Here is a 19,868-nt window from a genome sequence, read left to right as displayed (position 1 = left end):
CAAGAATTGTTGATGTCATCATCTTACCGTTCATTTTTAAACTGAATTTAAACGATCGTTACATTCCGAATCAATGCTTCAATCTTAAGCCAATCCCTTTACTGGTAAATCAGTCTGCAGATGTATTCGCGCATGACCCGCAGGACGAAAAACAAAAAAACCGCCCGGGAGCCCGGGCGGTTTACCGCTTAATTCGACAATCCGGCTGACCGGAGCATCTTCATGACCAGTACCGTTGCCTGCTCTTTGGTGACGGTAGTCTGAGGAGCCAGGCGGTGTGTGGACACGCCTTTCATAATTCCGCGCTCAACGAGAAGAGCAAGCGAAGCTTCCGCGTAGCCTGACACCTTGGAGCGGTCCGCGAAATGGTTTAACACGGAGGAATCCGCCTGCGCTGTTACACCGGCATAGGCCAATGCTTTTGCCGCAATAACCGCCGTTTCTTCGCGGGTGATGGCAGCCGTTGGATCGAAGAGGCCGTTTCCTTTGCCGTTTACCAGACCGGCTTTTTTCGCCGCCGCAATATCTGCGGCATAAGCGGAATCCGCCGCCACGTCTTTGAATGCCGTTCCTGCGCTAGCGTAGTCGGGCAGGATGCCTAACGCTTTTGCGATTAGGGATGTCACTTCCGCACGATTCAGGCTGCGCGCTCCGTTAAACCTGCCGTCAGCGTCAACGCTCACGAGCAGCTTGTAAGCCGCCTGCGATACATCCTGCTTAGCCCAGCTTGTTAGCGTATCCGTAAAGGAAACCGTCGTCTTCACCAGCCCGTAAACGCTATTGCCTTTCCGCTTCAATTCCGCGGTTACGGTTCCGTCGGCATTTTCCGTGAACAACACGGGAACCGGGCGAAGCTCGTTCTTCTCAGGCAGGTAAACAACGCCCGCTGTTTGCGCTTTGTTAATCTCCGTGCCTTTGACGGTGAAGGCATGCGATAAGAAATAATCGCCGAAGTCCGTAATTTCATTAAATGTACCGTTGGCCTGTTTGCCTTCTATCTTGAAGGATAGCGGTGCCGTCACAAGCGGGATACCGCTTTGCTGCAGCAGCTTCGGATCCAGAGTCTCCACTGAGATCCGGATATCCGTTCCCGCCGGCAAAGCGGCTGCCGGAATCGAGAACGCCGAACTGTTCCAGCGGACGACAATAACCGAATTGCTGTCTTTAGCCGCAATTGCCGCGGTAATTTCCTTAGGCAAGGCAACTTCAAGCTGCTTGCCGTCGCCCTCCACGATAATCGGGAACGTTGAGGACGCAGCCGAGGCGATCTCCTTCAGCGCCGCTTCGCTTGGCAGGCTGACCAATAGCTTATCGCCGTCTTTTGCAACTTGCGTAATCAAGCCTTCATGCTCTTTTGCCGGCTCAGACGGCGTGGTCTTCACAGGAGCTGTCTTGGCTGTCAGAAGATTACCGAAGGCCGATACGTTTGCGAGCTTGCCGTTGTCTTCTTGAATCGCCAGCACCTCAACGGCGTAACTTGTGTCAGGGGTTAGACCCGTTATATGAAACGACGTACCCGAGGTAGATCCCGCCAACGCTTTATCTACGTATACTTCGTAAGCCGTTGCATGCTCGGAAGCGTTCCATTTGACTGTGATGCTTCCACTGCTGGTCGAGGCTGCCTGCAAGCCGGTTGGCGCGGACAGCGCATCCGGATCAGGTATGCCTGTAATCGGAAGATCCTTGGCGAGGCTTGTCGTTAACGTCCGGTTGCGGTCCCCGCTAATATCCCAGCTCATGACGCCTGGCAGATCAAGTGACCTCGCAAGCGATGCAATATACATCATCGAGGACTCGTCATTATAGGTAAGGAAGACGCCGTTGTCCGCATTGTACAAATAGGAAACCTTGGCTTCGTTGTTCCATTGATGCTCGTAACCCTCAGCATGCAAGTAATTTTCCTCTATGTCGGTAAAATCGAAGATGCCGTTTTCCCAGGTGCCAAAAGGCGTCCCGCTCGCGCAGCTTTGATATTGACCGCCTGGTTCGCAGCCGATCCAGCCTTTTCCATAGAAGGGAATGCCTATATTCACTTTGTAGTTCGGCACGCCACCATTCAGCTCGGCAAGCACGCCGCCAAGCACGTTGTTGCGCTTCGCGTAATCCTTCGGATGATTCTTGTCGTAATAAAGCGGAGAGTTATGATGGGCGAGCGTATCCCAGCTTCCGCTGTAGTCGTACGTCATAATGTTGATAAAATCCAGATCATCCGAGGATTCGCCCAGATTCGAATGAACGACAAAATTATCCCCTTGGCCCGCTGCGATCGTCTGCAAATAATATTTGCCGTCTTCCGAGCCCGCCGCATCCAGCGCTTCCCTTACGGCTTGCGCCATCCGTCCGAAGTTTTCCTTGTCCAGCGGGCTCCGGGAATTATCGTCCTCGCCGCCTTCAACCGGGTATTCCCAGTCGATATCGACTCCGTCAAGCTTGTAAGCGCGGAGAAATTTGACAACCGAATTGGCGAAGGCGCGGCGGGTTTCTTCCGTGCCTGCCATATTCGAGAAGTTATTCGACCAGGACCAGCCGCCCACGGAAATCATCAGCTTCAGATGCGGGTTCGCATCGCGGATCGCTGCCCATTCCTCGAAGAGCGCCAAGTCCACCGATGGGTCCCCGACAATTATCTCTCCGTCATAGACATAGCCGGTCTGCGTTGGAACAGCCGCGTTCTGGCATGCGGCAGCGCCTGAGCCAAAGCCTCTCCAGCACAGATCCGCGAAAGCGAGATTCACATGCGTAATTTGCGAGACATCCACGTCGGACGGATGGTAGTTCCGTCCCGTACTGCTTGGAGACCAAAGCGTATAATAGGTAACGATATTATAATCGGCCCCCGGAACAACCGTAATCGGCGAGCTGTCTGCCGAGCGCCAAAGGGCGTTTTTGGCCGCAACCTTAAAGTCGTAGCTTGTTCCTTCCTGAAGACCGGAAGCGACATAGCGGTTCTCGATACTGGAACCGATAAGCCGGCCATTCGCATAAATATCGTAGCCGGTAGCGCCGGGGGTCTCCGCCCATCCAAGCGCCGCCGTCGTTCTGGTGGCGGTTACCGCTTGCAGTCCATCGGGTGCAGCCAGCCCGCCCCATGTTACCGTCACGGCGTTGCTGCTTGCCGACACCTTCGGCATGTTCTGGGCTCCAACCTCAAACTTATACGCGGTACCGGCGGCATTGCCTCCTTCAGGAAGCGTATAGGTTACCGTATTGGAACCGTCCCATATGCCCTGTTTCCAGGCGCCGTTTACATACAGATCGTAGCCGTTTGCGCCGGGGCTTCCGGTCCATTTCAAGGTGATGCTGTTATCGGTAATCGCAGTCGTCCGGAGGTGTCCGGGAGGAGCAAGCGGCGGCTCCGGGTATTCGCTCGTGTCGGAAGCCGTAGTAAATTCGATGACGTTGCTTTTGAATTCGAGGGACGGCCTGTCGGCATACCAGGTAATATAGACCCGGTAAGTCGTTTCCGGCGTTAACCCGCCGATTTCCTGCTTGCTTCGGTCTCCCCAAGTCATCCAAGCATCGGTATCCGCGTTCCAGATGTCGATATCATTGTTATTCGTCTCGTCGCCTATCAGGTCCCACGCAATTTTCGCCGTATTATGAGTAATGAGATCCGCGCCGTTCTCGTCTTGGGCAATTCGCAGATTAGCAGGTCCGCTATGCGCGGGAGGAACGGCTTGCCCTTCCTCCGCGCGGGCATTTGGAGCAAAAGCGAAAATGCCCGCCAGGATTGAAACCACTAATAACAAGGGGAGATTCCATAAAGATCTTCTCATCGTCGATAAGCTCAATTATTTCACCTCTATTGGATTTGAATTAGGACAGGCCCCTAAGTCCGTCTAGCCGCTAGACCCCGCTGCAAGCATTTGTCTGCATAACGTAAGCAGTCTCCCATTCATCACCACCATGTATTTAGTTACATTAAAGTTGTTCATTTCCAGTAAATCTATCATGGAATAGGATCCGGATTCAGGTAAGGTGGAAAATTCCATTATGGAGGGATATTATAACGTTATAAGGTTTTGTGAGGGAGAAATTTATTCGAAATAGAAAGAAGGCGTTACTCCCTGACCCCAGAGAGTAACGCCTTCTTTTTTCCTATTTTTTTGTGAGGTCAACCCGTTTTTCCTGCCCGTTCCACTGTACCTTCGCGCCAAGCGCTTCGGCCAACGTACGGACGGGGACATAAGTGATGCCTTTGGAATCGTCATACAAGCCGTCGTCGATTTTCTTGCCGTTTACATAAACGGTAATGGGCTCCATCTCCTCTTCCCCTCTCTCCTCCTGCACGTCGTCCAATTCCATTTCAATGACATCAAATGCCGTCAAATCATTTGTTCTAATGATCGACATCAGCTTTGCCGCATAATCGGGGTCGGTAGCGTATCCGCAGGCATACAATGCCATCGTCTGCTGCTCCGGGGTTTTGGCTGACCGAACGCGGTCGTAACGGCTCTTGGCAAACAACAGATCCTGGTCTTTATAAAAGTCGTAAATGGAATCATACGCCCGCCAATCTGCCTTCTGAGCAACCCTGGTCCCGTTATAGACCTCCCAGGTGGAAGTGCATACCGTACGCCCTTTCCAGAAGGCATTCGGACTCCCGCTGCCAACCTTGTAGCCGCCAAGATTGTTCCATTCATGAATTTTCCCGCCGGTCTCCAGCCAGTTCTGCGCCAGACGTACGCTTGGCAGAAGCGGCGAACCTTCCTTCCGCACCTTCACAACGGTAGATGACAGAAAGGCGAAAAACGCCTGTTTCGTAAGCTGCTGCGTCATATGCTGAATGCACCCCCATCGCTTTTTTGAGTGACTACTCGATGAAAAGCTCATTTCCCGAAACGGCAAGCCCAACCTTGCCGCCAGCCGGATAAAGCGACAGCTTGCCGTCGCGCCCATTGTAATAAGCAGATCCAGCCCGAAGCGGAACGTCTACCTCGGCAATCCCCCGGATTGCTACTTCCACAACCTCTCCGGAAGCGCCATTAGAGCAGGCTATCCCCTGCGGCGTTAGAAATGGCTTTCCGTAGGATAATTTTTCGTCGTCGCTGTAAGCGGTCATATAGATCTGATTGCCGTTCGGATCAGCGCCCATGCAGAAATACCGGTAATCTCCAAGCGGAAGAAACACGGGCAGCGTCCCCTCCGAACACGGAAACGGGTAGTGCTGATCTTCCGCATCCGAATCTATATTCAGCAGGCTTAAGAACATGGTTTGATGCGGATCCGATAAACTTGGGCTTCTCCCGCTATCCCATCTGGCCTGGTAGAATACAACGGCTTTGCCGCCGGACTCCACTCCAACTTTAACGTCCAGCGTTTTCCGGTTCACCGATCTGGTGTCTGCATATTGAAACAGCTTGTTATTGGAGAAACGGTAAGGCGTAAGCTCCAATAGCTCCCCATTCACATTGTGGGTCGTCACCTGGACAAATCCGCTTCTGCCGTCGGCAATGAGTCCTCTTGTTGTTCGGTCTACCAGCTCGAAATACTTGTCGGCCAGCTTGCATAACAAGCCGTTACCGTCCACCTCTACCACAATCATTTTTGAATCGGTGTGGATGGCGGCAAGGCTGGTACCAATCCGAATGGCAGAAGCATTCATTCTCTGATAATCCAGGTACTCCACCTGGTCAAGAGGCTTAAAAGTCACGCCGGACTCGTTAATCAGAAAGCGGATTACCCGGGCTGTAACGGAAAAGCTAGAGTTCACGCCTACATGGAGCAAATAACCGTTTCCAAGCTTTAAAATCTGACTTTTCATATAAAATTCCGATAGATTTAAGCTTGTTGTTGTCTTTCCGCCAAGCCCCGTGTCCGTTATGCTGCCCGTTAACAGCTTGAACTCCTCGAACGAGCTGCCCGTATTAAGCTGCTTCGAGTCGTAGGCAGGGGTAATTCTCTGTTTGTATAACAGCGCAATAACGCCGGGAGCCAGCTCCACGATGGATAGATTATCGACATGACTGTAAGAGAACGTATGAGACTGAACAGGCTTATAACCGTCTTCAACCGGCTGAAAAATGGACAGCTTTCCATGCCACGTATCCCGTTCCCGGTATGCGACTACGACATAACCGTTGGACAAAGCTAAAGAAGCCATGCTTCTTGTAATCAAGCTGTTATGGTCACCGGTTGCCGAATGAAATTCGCCGACTCCGGAGCTGATGAAACGGGCAGGCGACCACCCGCAGCGGAACAGCTTCAATCTGCCTTGGCCCGCCGCTATAAAACCTGTTGCAGCATGGGGGCAAAAAAGAAAGCCGTAAGCCTCGGCGCCTCTGTCCCAAATATTGATCAGCTGTTCTTTTACGTTCAGATCATCGATCAGGTTCTGATCAGGCGCCATCTTGAAAAGGATAGCCTGGGTATAGGCGTAGCCAGGCTCGGGTTCATGACTAAACGCAAGCACAAACAAGGATTGACCGATAGCCGTCAGCGTCAGCTTGTTATAACTGCTTTTGACCGTAGTCAGGAGTGTCTTGGACGTTATCTGTTTATTATTCCCGTCGGTCGTGTCAATGAGAGTCAAGACAAGCGTTCCGGCTGCCTTATTGGATACCGCGGTCACGAACCGCTTCTCGGATATTTTGACGGCATCATAGTAGGCATCGGTTACATTGCTTGCCGTAGAACCTCCGTTAACCGGAATATTCGCGGCTTCGCGCAAAGTAATCGGATGAAAGGTCAAAGCGGTATCCAATTTGATACTCAAAATGAAATGGACCGGTGAAAGCACCCAATGCTTAAGCTCGTTCTGCCAGCTCCCCGCCGTAACGATAACGGACTTATCGGCGCCCACGGCAAGCCTTTCCCCGTTCCAGGTCACCACTCTCGTAACAAGCGAGCCCTTCGTGTCGGATTCCTTCACCCAATAGCTTGCTGCGAACATACCCGCCGATAACCTGCTGAAGGCAAATCCCGAATACAGGTTCGCAGCGGCGTCAATCTCCTTCGCATCCCCTTCAAGGGAGATCTTATCATTGGGACCGATATTGCATACGGATGCCTTTAGCCTCCAAGGGGCTGCTTTCGTGCAATGCCATACCAGCAAAAACTTGCTGTCGCTTAAGCTTTCGATCGCCGGGAGCGAACCGGAATACAGCTCCAAGCGGGCTGGTTCACCAAGCTGCAAACCGCTATCGTTCCATCGGATCGTCAGCAACGTCCATAACGATGTATTGGATTCCAGGTAACAAAGGATGCCCATCTCTTCCGAAAGCGGCTTGAATTGAAACTCATTTATACCCTCTACCCCATAAATCGGAAGCTTCTTTACAGCCGATACGGACATTCCGCCTGCTCCCGTTTCCACCCGGTATATCGAAATGACTTTCTGCGATGCCCCGATATACAGATAGCTGTTGCCTCCCATGAAATAAAAGGCCTTACCGTATTCCTCGCTGTCCAAATAAAGCACATCCGGACTAAACCGGGGCAGCGCGTCAACAGGCATTTCGGCATTCCTGTAAAGCATGTTGTCAAAGATCGAGACGACGTCATCCTTCTCGACCGACTCTCCCGGCGCAACCGGGAAGGAGCGTCTGATCGAAGACGTTCCGCCGCCGCCGGTCAACCCTTTTAAGGAGCTATACACCCGGAATCACCTCGACTCCGGAGATATCGAGCGACAAGGCGCCGGCAACAGCTTGAGACGCCGCTATCTTTGTTCCTTTCGGCAGCACCGTCTCAAAAGAAAACTTGACGGTATCCTCGCCGCTGATGCTGGTCCCAATCCGCTGGGTTTCGGCGCTTGCCGTTTTTCCCGGCCGGATAATGTACAGCTTCAGCTTGGCGCCTATGCTCGTCGTGTTATGGATGACGATGCTCTTCAGAATCGTCTTTTGCTGCAGCGTCACAAGCTCCGTCAACGTTACGCCCGGCTGTCCCGCGTATAAATCCACCGCGGAATAGACTTCATACGCCATATGCTATTCCCCCATCCAATGCAGGCAAAGCGCGTTGCTTATTTTCACGTTCATTTCCTTCTTCAGCCGCTCGAGCTGCTCTTCCGTCTCATCCAGCGCCTGATTCACCTTCTGCGCACCGGCATATAAGCTGTCCGGGGCAGCCGGATCCAGATTAATTCGGTTCGTCTTGCTCATCGCTACTCCCCCGCTTCTCCTAAGATAAAGTTACCATCAGCCGCTTAGCCCGCGGCGTCTCCGCTTGGCTGTTTACCGAATTCGATTGTTTAATGCGGATCCGGACCTTCTGCGAGGCTGCGACCGTTCCTTCATATTTGAACTGCGTATAGACGCCTGACTGCTGGCTTACCCTAGGCGTTGGAAAAGCTACCCAAGTAGCCGCTCCGTCCACGCTGTACTCTACGGTTTGCGTAGTTCCTGAAGGCGTATGGAAATCGACGTAGACGGTAATCTTCGTAAACGTTTCGTTCGTAAACCATTCCTTGCTGACATAGGTGCCGTTTGCTTTATAGGACAAAGCCCCGGCACCAATCGCACCGGTCTGGATGACCGGCGAGCTCTTCGCGTTGCCCGACAACAGTGCGCGAACGTAAACGTCCTTGGTCATCGTACCGAGGGCGGTTACTCCCGCGTCGTTAAGCGCATACCAATTGGCTCCGTCCGACGACCATTGCCATTGCAGATTGCTGCCTTGCGGAACGACCTGGCTTGTCGAGAGCAGTAGTTGAGAGACGGAGATCGGCAGCGGCAGCTTTCCGAATTTCAGGATTCCGGACGGCTTCTTGAACTCCGCAGCATACAGGCGGAACTTCAAATCCATATCCTGATGAGGGGTCCAAGCCGTCGCGTTGGAGCTCGAGAAGAGCAATCCAACGGTGTACGGCTGACGCGAGACGATATTGCCGCTCGCGAGATCCTTGCCGGACATTTTTGCAACAAACACCCGATATTGGCTCGAGCCCGTCAGTACCACAACGGCGTATTCCACATTGGCTTGAAGCAGTACCGGATCGCTGAACGCGAACTTGGTCGGCACGTCGCCCTTCAGCGATACTTTTACCGAGCCGGCTTCCAGTACTTTGGAGGCCAGGACGGTTGTTCCCGGATAACCGTTCACCACGTTGCGAAGCTGTACCGTAACCGGCTTTGCCTTATAAGCGCTGCCTCCCGATGCATCCGCATCCCTGGTTTCGAAAAAGAGCTCGATGCTTGTAACGAACCGCTCCTCCGGCAGCAAAAAGGTCTGGGCAAGCGGATCAATCTGATTCCACCACGGCACCTGCCAGAAGGTCTGCTCGATAATCTGCTTACGGCCGACGCCAACATAAGAGGTTCTTGATTCATTTTGAATCTGGGCCACTTTTACCCCTCCTACACGTAGTTAAAAATACGAACTTCCCTCGTACCTGTCCGGATGTTCGGCGGAATGGCAAAGGTAGCGACAAATTTGCCTGCGCCATTGGCCTTTATCGTGCCGGGCTTTGTTCCCGCTTCATAGCTATTCGCCGGAACCAGCATTACGTCCACGCCGTCAAAGGTGGCCTGCAGGTTATTGCTGTTTGGTTCAAAGCCTTCGCCGTACACCGTTACAACCCGCTGACGGATAAACGGAATATTCTCGTCCAGAATGACGCGGGTCTCCGTCCGGTTGCCGGTCCACCAAGCATCCCACCAGCCCCATACCGTCTGATAGATGTAGGATGTCTCCACCCAGGAATCCTGGGAAGGCGTCAGCCGGATCGTGGCCTGGGAGCCAAACACCTGATACGGATTGACGTTAAGCGCCTCCGTTCCATAGCTCTGATCAATGATGAGCTGCTCCGCATAGTCGAGGGTCAGGAGCCGTTCATGCTGATGCACCGAATCCAGACTTTCGACTTCCATTTCTAAGAAAAGCTGGTTTACCGGCAGCTGCAGCGTTTGATTCGAAGGGTCAATCATGGCATCAAAGCCTCGCTCGAGATCGGCGCGCTCAAAGTTCGTGAAGTTATCGGTAAAGAAGCCTTTCTTAAAAGTAGCCGGATCCGAAATCTGCGCCGTCCGGTCCAGCTCCAGCATCGCCTGGTTATATTCCGCCCGCTCCAGGCGGTCCAGCAGGGAGCGAAGCTCAAGCATCGTCAGCCGTTTCGGCTTGTTGTTCACGACAACAACGTCGGAGCCTGCCGGCGGATATTGCAGCTCGCCAAGCTCCAGAACATCCGGCGGCACGGGCGGCGAAGGCGGGTGAATATCGGATTGCCCGGTTACAATCCGGATCTGCCCGTCAGCGGTCAAATAGAAAGCGTCTTTGCGGGATAAATAGTAATCGTACGTTACGTTAAAGATCGAGCCGGCAACCGGAAGATCGCCGTTCAGCCAGGTGACCTCATTTTTACCTGCCTCCAGCTTGTAGTCCGTGCCCTGCGCCATTTGCTTCATATACTCGAAGGTTACGCGGTACGTCTCCCCGATATTTGGCCGTGTCGTGCCGATAGACCAGTCGACGCTATTCTCGGTAAGCTGATAATCCTTGCCCTTCACGTAGGTCTTTGTCCCTTGCACGATGCTCACAATATCAACGACGGCCTCTGCGGGAAGCGCATCCTGTGCGGAGGAACCGCCTCTCGTCATGCTGATATCCGATAGTCTCACCCTGGCGGTAATTTCCTGAATGGCCTTTACCGGCTTGCTGTTCAGCGAGTAACGGGTCGTGCCGGCAGCGAAGGTTTTCACTTCGTCCGATACCCTGCGCGAATCGAGCGATTTCTTCAGCTTGATCCGGGTCGGAACCAATCTATTAATCTCGTAGCCCAGCACATAAGCCTTGCCCGCTTCAATGACAAGCGTTACGTAATCGCCTTCTGCCGGTTCGATAAAGCCGTCCATCCCCGAGACCAGGAAGCTTCCGCTTGCATCGTAGGTTCTTCTGGCAAGTACCGGCGTAAAGCCTTCCAGCTCCGGCGGAACCTTGGCGGTAACGACTTCCCCGTCAGCCAGCCGGTACATCGGAATAGCCGCCGCGTCGTTTAACACCCACTCGGGCGTCGCAACCAGCCGATCCATCCCCGGCGAGCCAAAGTTCGCGTAACCTACAGCCGGATCGAGCAGCTCTTTTTGCATTTCGTAAGTGACGGTTGTATAGGTAATCTTAAGGCCGATAATTTCCTCGCCATGACCCGTAATCGGAATGATTCTCTCGCCGATATCGTGAATCACGCCGTCGAAATAGACGGTTGCGGGAAAAATAATGACTTTCTTCTTATCATCCTGGACGTAAATTTGTCCGCCTTCGATCATATGGCCCGAGCCGAATATAACGTCGCCCATCCGCTTATCCCGGTATAAGGAGAGCGATTGCATCTCGTTTAATTCAGCCGACTGCAAACGCCTGCCGCTTTGCGCCTGCAGAGCGACCCAGCGTTTGTCCGGGGCGAAACGATTGTATATGCTCATGAACGTTCCTCCTAGAACTCTACGATAAATTCAAGAAACTCCCGCTGGTCCTCTGTCCGGTGAATCGGCGAGCGGTTGTTGACGACGAGGGCATAACCGTGGCTGCTTACCTCCTCCGCGGTAACGGCAAGCTTGCCGGGCAACGTGCTCTCGGCCAGAACCAAATCCGTTACAATGGCACTTTGCCGGTAGCTGACAGCCGGCAGCTCCGTACCGGTAATCCAGGCCGCAACATAAACCCAGCGAACGAGGCCGGACATGGCTTCCTCCTCCGTGATCATTTTCCAACGCTGCTCGAACTGGATAATATCCCCTTCGGGATCCGGGATAACAAAGCGGACCTTCTCAGCCTTCTTGTAGCCGATCGGCTCATTAAGCTGCGAGGAGCCTGATACCTCGGGTACCGTGTCGGTCTCATTCCAAGTTGACTGCTTGCCGATTCCGATCCAAATATTGTCGGTGCGGACGAGATGCAGCGCCTGAAACGCCCGCATCCCGGCGACCGAAGCCGTGTAACTGACTCCCATCTCATACTCCTCCTAAAAAGAATCTCGCGCTCACGTGCGATAATTCTTACTTCGTATGCCTTTCCTATGGATTCGCCGGAGCAATGGTAACTGCGGACTGCTGGATCCGCAGCTCCTTCTCCGTGAAGTACAGCTCATCGGTGAAAAACACGCCCGGCGACCACCAAGCACCCCGCTTTGCTTCCGCTTTACTGATTCCTGTATATATGGCCGCTACGGAACCCGTGCTGACCTTATTCCCGCTGACCTCATCATAATTCAGCTTTGTTTCCCGGTCCGGTCCCGGATACAGGCTGCGCATGGTCCCCGCCTTCGAATTGTCCAGCTTCACCGTCTGCTTCAGCATAACGGCAAGCCAATACTTGAAACCCGCAAAGCCGCTGATCTGAATCAGCTTGCGGACGATCTCGACCTGGTCCGGATTCACGTAAATCGCGGTAATTAGCGGACCAAAAAACTCGCCGTCCGGGAACATCGCGTCGTCGCCCGATAAGGTGTAGCCGTCATCCGGACTTAGCCGGAATGTCTCGAGCGCAGACAAGCCAAGCGCATCAATCGTTTCCCGGTTCAAGGTACCGGAAGAGCGCAGCTTGGCAAGAAGCGCTTCCCGGTCCTCCTCCTGCAGCTCCTGCTTCCACAAATAAAGCCACTCGTCCGGTGATTCGGACAAAAACAGCGAATGCAGCAGCCTCCCTTCCACATCAGGAATATCCGGCCCCGCTGCATCCATAATCGCATTCATCTGCCTGCTCTCGTGATAATAGTCAGGCAAATATTGAATTAGCGGCGAGGTCATACGATAATCACCTCCGCCTGAAGGCTCCGGTCAATCGGCAGCTCCAAATTCGCTTTGGGTTCAAGAATGGAAGCATCCTCCGCCCCGGCCGCAATAAGAGCCGCGACAATCTTGGACAAGTAGATCGTTCCGCCGATATCGACCTTCCTGAGGTATGCGTAAACGGCATTTTTCGCTGCTGCCTCATTTAATCCAATGACCTTGACCTTTACGGTCATCGGCTCCGGAATAACCGGCTTCACGATGACATCCACCCCAAGCGGCTTCTTCAACTCAATCAGCTTCCGCACCTCGAGGCACACATGCTCCAGATCGCCGTCGGCGCCAACAACAACATCCACCGTTCCGAGGCCGCGGCCGCAATTGATCGCCTCCGCGTAAGTGACGCCGGTTACGGACAACGCCCAGCGTTTGTAATCCGATTCGGTTCCGCCATGCTCGGGATTTCGTTTCTGGTACAAAATGCGGCCGCGAAGGGATTCATCGGATTCCTGATTCAAGCCGCCAGCAGCGGGAGCTATATGGTTAACCGTCCAAATATCCTTGACCGGATCAAATAAGAGACGGATCGTATCCGCTTTTACATTGCCGATAACACCGGGCTGTTTACACCTTGCCGTCACCGTTGTTTTCCCTTGGCTTCCGATCACCGCCTCCGCGGTTGTGGCATAAGAGATATCCGAGTTCTCGATACCAACCGTTGTCCCCTCCGGAATAACCGCATCCGGGATACCGGTAAACGTCAATTCGACCCAGGCTGCCGCAGCCGGCGTCCGTTCAAGACCGTAGTCTTTTGCGATTAAATCGAGAAAACGCCCCTCTGCCGTAACGGCGAAAGCCTGCTCCAGTATGCTGCGAAACTTGCTTTCCTCAATCCATAGCTGCATGGCGATTGGCGCAAGGGCATCGTAGATAATCGAGCCTTCGCTTTTGTCCAGCCCGTTATCCACCCGGTCCAGCAGCTGCTGCAGCTTCGATTCGAAGCTAAGCGTATTTGTACCGTCCAAGCTACAACACTCCCTCGTACCGGATCAAACCCGACGTGGAATCCACCTTAAAGGCAGCTTTCACCTCGTCGTTTTCCCACAAGATCTCGAAATCATAGACACGGTTTATTCGTTCATCGTAAACAAGGGCTTCCGTTATCATCCGGCTCATCTCTACCTGAATAAAACCTTGCGTATAAGCCTTGCCCAGCATCAGCTGCACCTCGCACCCGTAGTCCTGCGAGTAGATGGGATAGGCAAAGCGGATCGTTTGAATCGCTTTATGTACAAACTGCTTGATGGCATCCAAGCCATCGATTTGCCGGCCGATTTCACCCGTCTCCAGATCAAGACTGTAGGTGCGCAAGACCGGCTTCTTCTTCACGATAACATCCGGAAACCCGATATCGGGGGTAAGCCCCATTTGCTCTCCGCCTTCCTGTAAGCAGTTAATAGGTTACGATCCGGTCGAAAACAAAAAACTTTTGTCCGCCCTCAAACGCAATGACCATCACTTTGTCGCCTTCTTTAAGCACGTCATCCTTCTTGTCGTCGTTGATGTAATGGATTTCGCCTTCCTTTAGGCTGAAATCTCTATCTTTGAGGCCGACTTCAACGGAGTAAGGATGGGTATGCGTGAAGGTGGACGATACTCCCGTATCACCATCGAATTTCTGAGTGCCAATCGTCGTTCCCCCGCTGTTAGTCAGATTCACTTTTCGTTTGATCTGGCACAGCCTCTCGGCAACCACGATCAGCTCCTTCGGAATAATCAGCTTGTCGCTGCCCTTCAGCTTGATCTTCAAATCGGGAGGATCCGAGACAACCTCGGCTTCCATCAGCTCCGGCAGCTTCATCGCCTGGATGCTTTTGACGCTATGCTGTTTAATCAAGTCCCCAAGCGACATGGATGCACCTGCCTTCGTTTAATATTGGACAATCCGGTCGATGACGAAAAACTTCTGACCGCCCTCAAAGGTCATCACCATGACTTTGTCGCCCTCTTTCAATAGATCATCCTTCTTATCGTCATTGATGTATTGAAGCTCGCCTTCCTTCATATCGAAGCTTCTGTTCTTCAATGCCACCTCAAGCATCGTCTTCGGATGGCCATGGGGAGAAGTATCTGGAGTAGGAGGCGGCACCGTGTGCGGCACCTCTGCAATGGTCACCTCAAAAGACTGCTTTCCGACATCCGTCTGCCTGCCCGCGTTCAGGTTGACCTTCTGCTTCACCTCGCATAGATGCTCGGCGACAACGATCAGCTCCTTCGGGATGATCAGCTTATCGCTGCCCTTCAGCTTTATCTCCAGCTCCGGCGGAGCCTTCGTGACCTCAGCCTCCATCAGCTCCAGCATCTTCAGCGACCGGGCGCTCTTCATGCTGTGCTGCCTGATCAGCTCGCCTAGTGACACTTCGGTTCACCTGCTTTCCATCCATTCAGGTCATCTCGGTTAAGGTCAGGGACATCTTGTGATAACGGCCGTTAAACTGATGATTGTCTTCCTCTACGGCATAGGTCCGTTCTATGCCGAGCTCCGGAACCTTCACCACGATAGCGGTGCCCGCAATAACCTCTGATATTCCGATAACCTCGTCAAGCTTAAGGGATTTCTTGACTTTCCCTTTCTCGGCGAGCAAGAGATCCGCCGCTTCCTGCAGCTGCGCGCGATTCTGCTTTTCCTTTACCTTCTCGTAATGCTGAAGGACGCCAAACTGCTTCTGCAGCGATTTGTTCTCCGCCGTGGCAATAATCGTCTGCTTCTCCTCGCCGCCCTGCAGCTTCACCTTCGTAACGGTCTCTTCAATCGATTCGCCGTACGAATAATCGATAAGGTTAATGCCGGTCTCGATGACCCAGTTCCGGCTGTTTTTCCTGTACGGCACGAGCTGTACTTTCCCTTCCTTCGAATACAGCGAGTAGCGGATGCCTTTCTGCCGGTAAGTGATCGCAAGCGCTTTTTTCGCCATATCGAACAAGGTCTCTTCATCGCATACCAGGTAAGGGATAACATAGCCGGTATCCTCGACGGTTCCTGCCGGAATGGAAAAGTCCGTGCACAGCTTGCTTAGAATCGCCGAAGCCTTCATGCTCTTGAACACGTAAGAGTCCTTGTTGTTCGAGAGATAGATTAACTGATCGTACGCGGTTAAGCTTAGCTTCCCGGGCTTGTATTCGGCGTTAAAGACAATCCCGCGAAACAGCTCCTCTTCCCCGTCATGCAGCATAATGCCGGAACCGTTAGGGATCATGGCAGGACTGACCTCGCCCTCCTTGGCAAAAAGCAGGCTGACCGCCAGCTTTCGCACCGCCTTCTGGGAGCTGCCCGACCATTCAACCGTTTCCACAAGCGTAGTGACATCCGTTGTTTTGCCGTTGTCGACAAGCATGACCCGGATCATGGAATCACCAGCACTTGGTTCGGATAAATAGTATAGGGCGGTTTAATGCCATTGGCCGCGGCAATTTTCTCGTAAGGCACCCCGACCATCCGGTCGATGGCCCATAACGTATCGCCTTTTTTGACGGTATAAGAGGTAGGCTTCACGGTCTGGTTCGGTCGCTGCCCCTTGCTGCTGATTTCCGCAACCTTCTGCCCGTTCTCTTCCTTCGTCTCGATCGTACGGGGCTTTGTATACTTGAACTCCCGAAGAGACAGCTCATAGTAGATGCTGCCGATATCGCCGGCAATCTCGCGGTAAGACAACGACTCGATCGTTACCGCCACCGTCAGCTTCTGCCCTTCGGGATTAATAATGACGAACTGGACGGGAAAGCCGCTGAACTTCCAGGTTTCAAGCTGGTCGACGCATTTCTTGGGAGGAGGAATATCCTTGTAGGCGCAATACGGACCGTAATGCTGGGGAAAATGGGAGGAGAATTCGTACGTCTTCAGCACCGGATCCTGAATGACCGTCACCTGGCCAAGTCCCTGAACGGTTACCGTTTCATTCGCGGAGCCCGCCGTCACCTTCAGTTCGGAAGGATTGACGGGCAGCCACAGCGATTCCGCTCCGTTGTTATAGGTGAACCAGAACTCAACCGGCATACACGCCTTCTCCTTCCGTTAATAAATCCTCTTCCAGCATCCGTTTCAGCTTCTCGATAAAACGGTCCTCGTCCGCCTCGTCATGAACGTGAATCTCGCCAACCAGGTTTGCAATCTCGATCGACTTCGAATTGTTCACCGAGCCTCCGCCGGAAGGGCCGTAAGGCTGAAGCATCGCGCTTTGCTGCTCCGCCGAAAGCTGACCGCCGCGGTACTGATTCGCCTGCTCCGAGGTGAGCACCATCTCGCCTTGGTGGAGCTCGGCAATGTAACCGTTGAAAGGCACCCGGTTCAAACCGTTCAGGTGGCTGCCGTTAATAGGCGTAACCGCCATATTCACCGTTGCCGTGGCGCTGCCGAAGATCGACTTGACCGAATCCCATATTTGCTGCACCGTCTGGACAAGCGTCCCCCACATCGATTGAAAGCCTTGAATGAGACTTTCCATAAACTGCGTTCCGAAAGACATCGCCTGCTGAACGAAGCCGGTCATCAGGTCATAGACGATCCGCACTCCCCAAGCAAAGGCGCCAACTACGATTCCCCACATCAGAGCGGTAAATTCGCCGATGCCCGTCAGTACGGGCGAAATAACCCCCCATAGCGCAGCTAGCGTGCTAGCCGCCCAGTTGTACATCGTTGTAAAGGCGTTGACGACAGCCGCGGAGACAATGCCCCAGGTTTCGATGAAAAAGGCTTTTATCGCCGTCATCGTGTTCGTAATGACCGACCACAGCGACCGCATGGCCGACTCCAATGTCTCCACCACGGTAAAAAAAGCTTTGACGGAAGCATCGATAACCGCTTCAAAGGTTCTTTTGATAAATTCGACGATTGCCGGCCCCGCCGCTTTCATAAAGCCGACAAAAGAATGAAAGCTTTGAATCGCAAAGGCAATTGCCGCGTCAATTGCGTTGCTTAGCCATTGCCTGATCGTTTGCACAGCCGTCTTCACAAAGCCGACCGCGCTCCAAAAGCCTCGCCTAATCGCATCAATAGCCGTATTGAAGGCATTCCCAACAAAAGCGGATATAGAATCCCATGCCCTTTGAATGGCTGACCATGCGGTCTGGACAGCCGACACGACAAAGCTTGAGATGGCGCCCCAAACCTGCGTGACGATTTGCCATACCGGCATGATTGCGCCCTTTACCGTCTGATAGAGCTGACCTAGCCCAGACACATACCCGTATACGAAGGCCTTCGCGTAATGAATCGACTTGGCGGCAAAGCCGGTAAGCAGGCTGCCTATCTTGCCGATTGCTCCCATGACCGCGTTCCGGATCGTCTGTACAGCCCCTTGATGATCGCCGGCGGCTCCCTGCCATACGCCCTTGAATATGCCTCGCAGCATATCCATCGCCGCCTGCCCGATCCCAACAATGGTGTCGAAAGCGGCGGTAATGATGCCGCTCACCGATTGGAAGGCGGAACGGACGGTGTTGAAGATAAAGGATCCCGCTCCGGAGACGATCTTCACCATGCCGTTCCAGACAAGCGAATAGAATTGGAAGATTCGCATCATGACGCCGGAAACGGTTGCCCATACGGATTGGAAGGCCGCGCTGACCGCCTGCCAGGCCTGCGTGAGCAGCTGCGTCGTCACCGATACGATCTTGCTCCAGGTCTGGGTCAGCCAAGCTTGCAGCTGCGCGCCAAGCTGGGTAACCGTGCTGACGAGCTGGTTCCAGCGTGCAATCGTTCCCGTAACCAGTTGGTTCACAAATTGCTGTACGCCGGTTACGGCATTCGACCATAGCTGATTCATCCAGGCGCCAAGATCGGAGAACAGCTGCTTGGTATCCGCGATAAATTGCTTCATCGATTGAACAAAGCCGTTATAAGCAGACACAATCCAGGCGATAGCCGCCTTGGTCTTATCTTGAATGCCGCCCCAGTTACCCGTCCAGGCTGCCGTGAGCAGACCGATGGCGGCAACCACCCAGAAGATCGGATTGGACAAGAGGCCAATAAAGACGCCTATCCCCGAGATGATAGAAGCAACGGTAGAGATGACCGTAAAGGCGGCAAAGGCTGCTACAAGTCCGTTCAGAACAGGCCTTAACGAGTCGAAGTTGGCGCTAACCCAATCGAGTGCCTTTTCCAGCCAGCCAAATACCGGACCCAGCACATCGGCAAGCCATAAGAAGCTTTTCACCAGAACGTCTACGGTCTTGGCCGCTATGTTCTCCAGCTTCTTGAAGCCGCCGTTCGTCAGCCAGGTTACGAGCCGCTGCATGATGGGCTTCACCTGATCCAGCGCGGCAACTCCCGCATTTTGCAGGGAGCCCTTTAGGCCCTCCGTGACGATCTCCCACATGCCGTTCGCCGATTCGTTCAGCTTTTTGGAGCCGCCATCGAACCATTTGCCCGCATCCGTCAGGAACTTGTTCCAGCTGCCTTTCTTAAATTCGAAGCCGAATTCCTCCAGCTTCTTGTAATCCTTGCCGTTCGCGGCTTCAATCGCTTCCATGGCTTCGGCGACGGTCTTGCCGGGGTTAAAGCCAGCCATATTCTCCGCCAGCTTGACCAGCTGCATCGCCTTGCCCGTATCGCCTTTAGTCAGCTTAATAGCCTGGGTACCGCCTTTGAGCACATCATCGGCCGAGAACGCGGTTGTCTGGGCATTATCCCGCAGCGCCGTCCAATAATCGGCAAATGACTTCTGAAGGGCGGCGGCGCTTGCCGGCCCCTTCCCTTTCCCGCCTTTGCCGCCAGGCGGCTTTAGCTTGCTGACCACAAAGTCGAAGCCAATCCTGTCGGTTTCAAGATCTGCCGCTGCGCCAACGGTAGCGGTACCGAAGCTTTTCAACTGCTCGCCAACTCCGCCGAACACCTCCTGCATGCTCTTCAGATGATCGGCGAACGTTGGCTTCTTCTCTTCGGCCCCGGCAGGAGGCTTTGCGGCTGTCTTCTTGCCGAAGATAGCCTGCACCGCCTGCTTGCCAAGGCCTTGCTTCTTAAAGGTTTTAAAGCTGTTCAAAAAAACGGAGGCTCCTTTTTTCTTTGCGCCTTTTTTGAGAGCCAGTTTAAATCCTGCGCCTGTCAGTGCGGCTGCGGCTGCCATTCCTAACCGCCTCCTTCCTCTCCCGCTTGCATGGGCTCACTTGCGGCCCTGCGCGCGCGCTGCCTTTCGTTCCGCTTCGATC

The 19,868-nt window shown here is 53.5% G+C and carries 16 protein-coding genes; all 16 read right to left on the bottom strand.

Annotated features, from left to right (window positions below):
• Positions 1-188: 188 nt before the first annotated feature.
• Positions 189-3,776: a glycosyl hydrolase family 18 protein gene (locus tag EV294_RS02985; RefSeq protein WP_243711548.1), complete on the bottom strand. Its 3,588-nt coding sequence runs from the start codon at positions 3,774-3,776 to the stop codon at positions 189-191.
• A 322-nt stretch (positions 3,777-4,098) separates the two neighbouring features.
• Entirely contained in the window at positions 4,099-4,779 is a 681-nt protein-coding gene (locus EV294_RS02980; RefSeq protein WP_243711547.1) for a glucosaminidase domain-containing protein, read from the bottom strand.
• A 34-nt stretch (positions 4,780-4,813) separates the two neighbouring features.
• Positions 4,814-7,597 (bottom strand): hypothetical protein, encoded by a 2,784-nt coding sequence (locus EV294_RS02975; RefSeq protein WP_132303646.1) that lies wholly within the window; start codon positions 7,595-7,597, stop codon positions 4,814-4,816.
• Entirely contained in the window at positions 7,590-7,928 is a 339-nt protein-coding gene (locus EV294_RS02970; RefSeq protein ID WP_132303644.1) for a hypothetical protein, read from the bottom strand. Before EV294_RS02970 ends, EV294_RS02975 begins: the two co-directional genes overlap by 8 nt.
• 3 nt (positions 7,929-7,931) lie before the next feature.
• Positions 7,932-8,105, bottom strand: a complete 174-nt coding sequence (locus tag EV294_RS30205) for a hypothetical protein (RefSeq protein ID WP_165930565.1) — start codon at positions 8,103-8,105, stop codon at positions 7,932-7,934.
• Between the two features lie 19 nt (positions 8,106-8,124).
• Positions 8,125-9,288 carry a hypothetical protein gene (locus EV294_RS02965; RefSeq protein ID WP_132303629.1) on the bottom strand — a complete coding sequence of 388 codons (1,164 nt, stop codon included), beginning with the start codon at positions 9,286-9,288 and terminating at the stop codon, positions 8,125-8,127.
• 11 nt (positions 9,289-9,299) lie between these two features.
• Positions 9,300-11,360, bottom strand: a complete 2,061-nt coding sequence (locus EV294_RS02960) for a DUF4815 domain-containing protein (RefSeq protein ID WP_132303627.1) — start codon at positions 11,358-11,360, stop codon at positions 9,300-9,302.
• An 11-nt stretch (positions 11,361-11,371) separates the two neighbouring features.
• Positions 11,372-11,887: a hypothetical protein gene (locus EV294_RS02955; protein ID WP_132303625.1), complete on the bottom strand. Its 516-nt coding sequence runs from the start codon at positions 11,885-11,887 to the stop codon at positions 11,372-11,374.
• A gap of 64 nt (positions 11,888-11,951) precedes the next feature.
• On the bottom strand, positions 11,952-12,683 hold the full coding sequence (locus EV294_RS02950) for a hypothetical protein (RefSeq protein WP_132303623.1): 732 nt from the start codon (positions 12,681-12,683) through the stop codon (positions 11,952-11,954).
• Positions 12,680-13,690: a baseplate J/gp47 family protein gene (locus EV294_RS02945; protein ID WP_132303621.1), complete on the bottom strand. Its 1,011-nt coding sequence runs from the start codon at positions 13,688-13,690 to the stop codon at positions 12,680-12,682. The genes EV294_RS02950 and EV294_RS02945 overlap by 4 nt, the downstream gene beginning before the upstream one ends.
• Before the next feature lies 1 nt (position 13,691).
• Positions 13,692-14,093: a DUF2634 domain-containing protein gene (locus EV294_RS02940; RefSeq protein ID WP_132303619.1), complete on the bottom strand. Its 402-nt coding sequence runs from the start codon at positions 14,091-14,093 to the stop codon at positions 13,692-13,694.
• A gap of 25 nt (positions 14,094-14,118) precedes the next feature.
• On the bottom strand, positions 14,119-14,577 hold the full coding sequence (locus EV294_RS02935) for a DUF2577 family protein (RefSeq protein ID WP_132303617.1): 459 nt from the start codon (positions 14,575-14,577) through the stop codon (positions 14,119-14,121).
• A gap of 18 nt (positions 14,578-14,595) precedes the next feature.
• Positions 14,596-15,084, bottom strand: a complete 489-nt coding sequence (locus EV294_RS02930; protein ID WP_132303615.1) for a DUF2577 family protein — start codon at positions 15,082-15,084, stop codon at positions 14,596-14,598.
• 25 nt (positions 15,085-15,109) lie between these two features.
• Positions 15,110-16,072, bottom strand: coding sequence for an XkdQ/YqbQ family protein (locus tag EV294_RS02925; protein ID WP_132303613.1), 963 nt, complete (start codon positions 16,070-16,072; stop codon positions 15,110-15,112).
• On the bottom strand, positions 16,069-16,719 hold the full coding sequence (locus EV294_RS02920) for a LysM peptidoglycan-binding domain-containing protein (RefSeq protein ID WP_132303611.1): 651 nt from the start codon (positions 16,717-16,719) through the stop codon (positions 16,069-16,071). The genes EV294_RS02925 and EV294_RS02920 overlap by 4 nt, the downstream gene beginning before the upstream one ends.
• Positions 16,709-19,786, bottom strand: coding sequence for a phage tail family protein (locus EV294_RS02915; RefSeq protein ID WP_132303609.1), 3,078 nt, complete (start codon positions 19,784-19,786; stop codon positions 16,709-16,711). Before EV294_RS02915 ends, EV294_RS02920 begins: the two co-directional genes overlap by 11 nt.
• Positions 19,787-19,868: the final 82 nt, after the last annotated feature.

Origin of the sequence: Paenibacillus sp. BK033 (assembly GCF_004345425.1) — a bacterium.
Lineage (GTDB): Bacteria > Bacillota > Bacilli > Paenibacillales > Paenibacillaceae > Pristimantibacillus.
The sequence above is the reverse complement of the archived record's forward strand: the minus strand, read 5'-3'. Positions and strand labels throughout refer to the sequence as shown.

What these genes read in the sequence shown, in the direction of transcription:
- EV294_RS02985 (WP_243711548.1), bottom strand. Translation starts at nt 3,776, where the DNA reads ATGAGAAGATCTTTATGGAATCTCCCCTTGTTATTAGTGGTTTCAATC.
- EV294_RS02980 (WP_243711547.1), bottom strand. Translation starts at nt 4,779, where the DNA reads ATGACGCAGCAGCTTACGAAACAGGCGTTTTTCGCCTTTCTGTCATCT.
- EV294_RS02970 (WP_132303644.1), bottom strand. Translation starts at nt 7,928, where the DNA reads ATGGCGTATGAAGTCTATTCCGCGGTGGATTTATACGCGGGACAGCCG.
- EV294_RS30205 (WP_165930565.1), bottom strand. Translation starts at nt 8,105, where the DNA reads ATGAGCAAGACGAACCGAATTAATCTGGATCCGGCTGCCCCGGACAGC.
- EV294_RS02960 (WP_132303627.1), bottom strand. Translation starts at nt 11,360, where the DNA reads ATGAGCATATACAATCGTTTCGCCCCGGACAAACGCTGGGTCGCTCTG.
- EV294_RS02955 (WP_132303625.1), bottom strand. Translation starts at nt 11,887, where the DNA reads ATGGGAGTCAGTTACACGGCTTCGGTCGCCGGGATGCGGGCGTTTCAG.
- EV294_RS02950 (WP_132303623.1), bottom strand. Translation starts at nt 12,683, where the DNA reads ATGACCTCGCCGCTAATTCAATATTTGCCTGACTATTATCACGAGAGC.
- EV294_RS02940 (WP_132303619.1), bottom strand. Translation starts at nt 14,093, where the DNA reads ATGGGGCTTACCCCCGATATCGGGTTTCCGGATGTTATCGTGAAGAAG.
- EV294_RS02935 (WP_132303617.1), bottom strand. Translation starts at nt 14,577, where the DNA reads ATGTCGCTTGGGGACTTGATTAAACAGCATAGCGTCAAAAGCATCCAG.
- EV294_RS02925 (WP_132303613.1), bottom strand. Translation starts at nt 16,072, where the DNA reads ATGATCCGGGTCATGCTTGTCGACAACGGCAAAACAACGGATGTCACT.
- EV294_RS02920 (WP_132303611.1), bottom strand. Translation starts at nt 16,719, where the DNA reads ATGCCGGTTGAGTTCTGGTTCACCTATAACAACGGAGCGGAATCGCTG.
- EV294_RS02915 (WP_132303609.1), bottom strand. Translation starts at nt 19,786, where the DNA reads ATGGCAGCCGCAGCCGCACTGACAGGCGCAGGATTTAAACTGGCTCTC.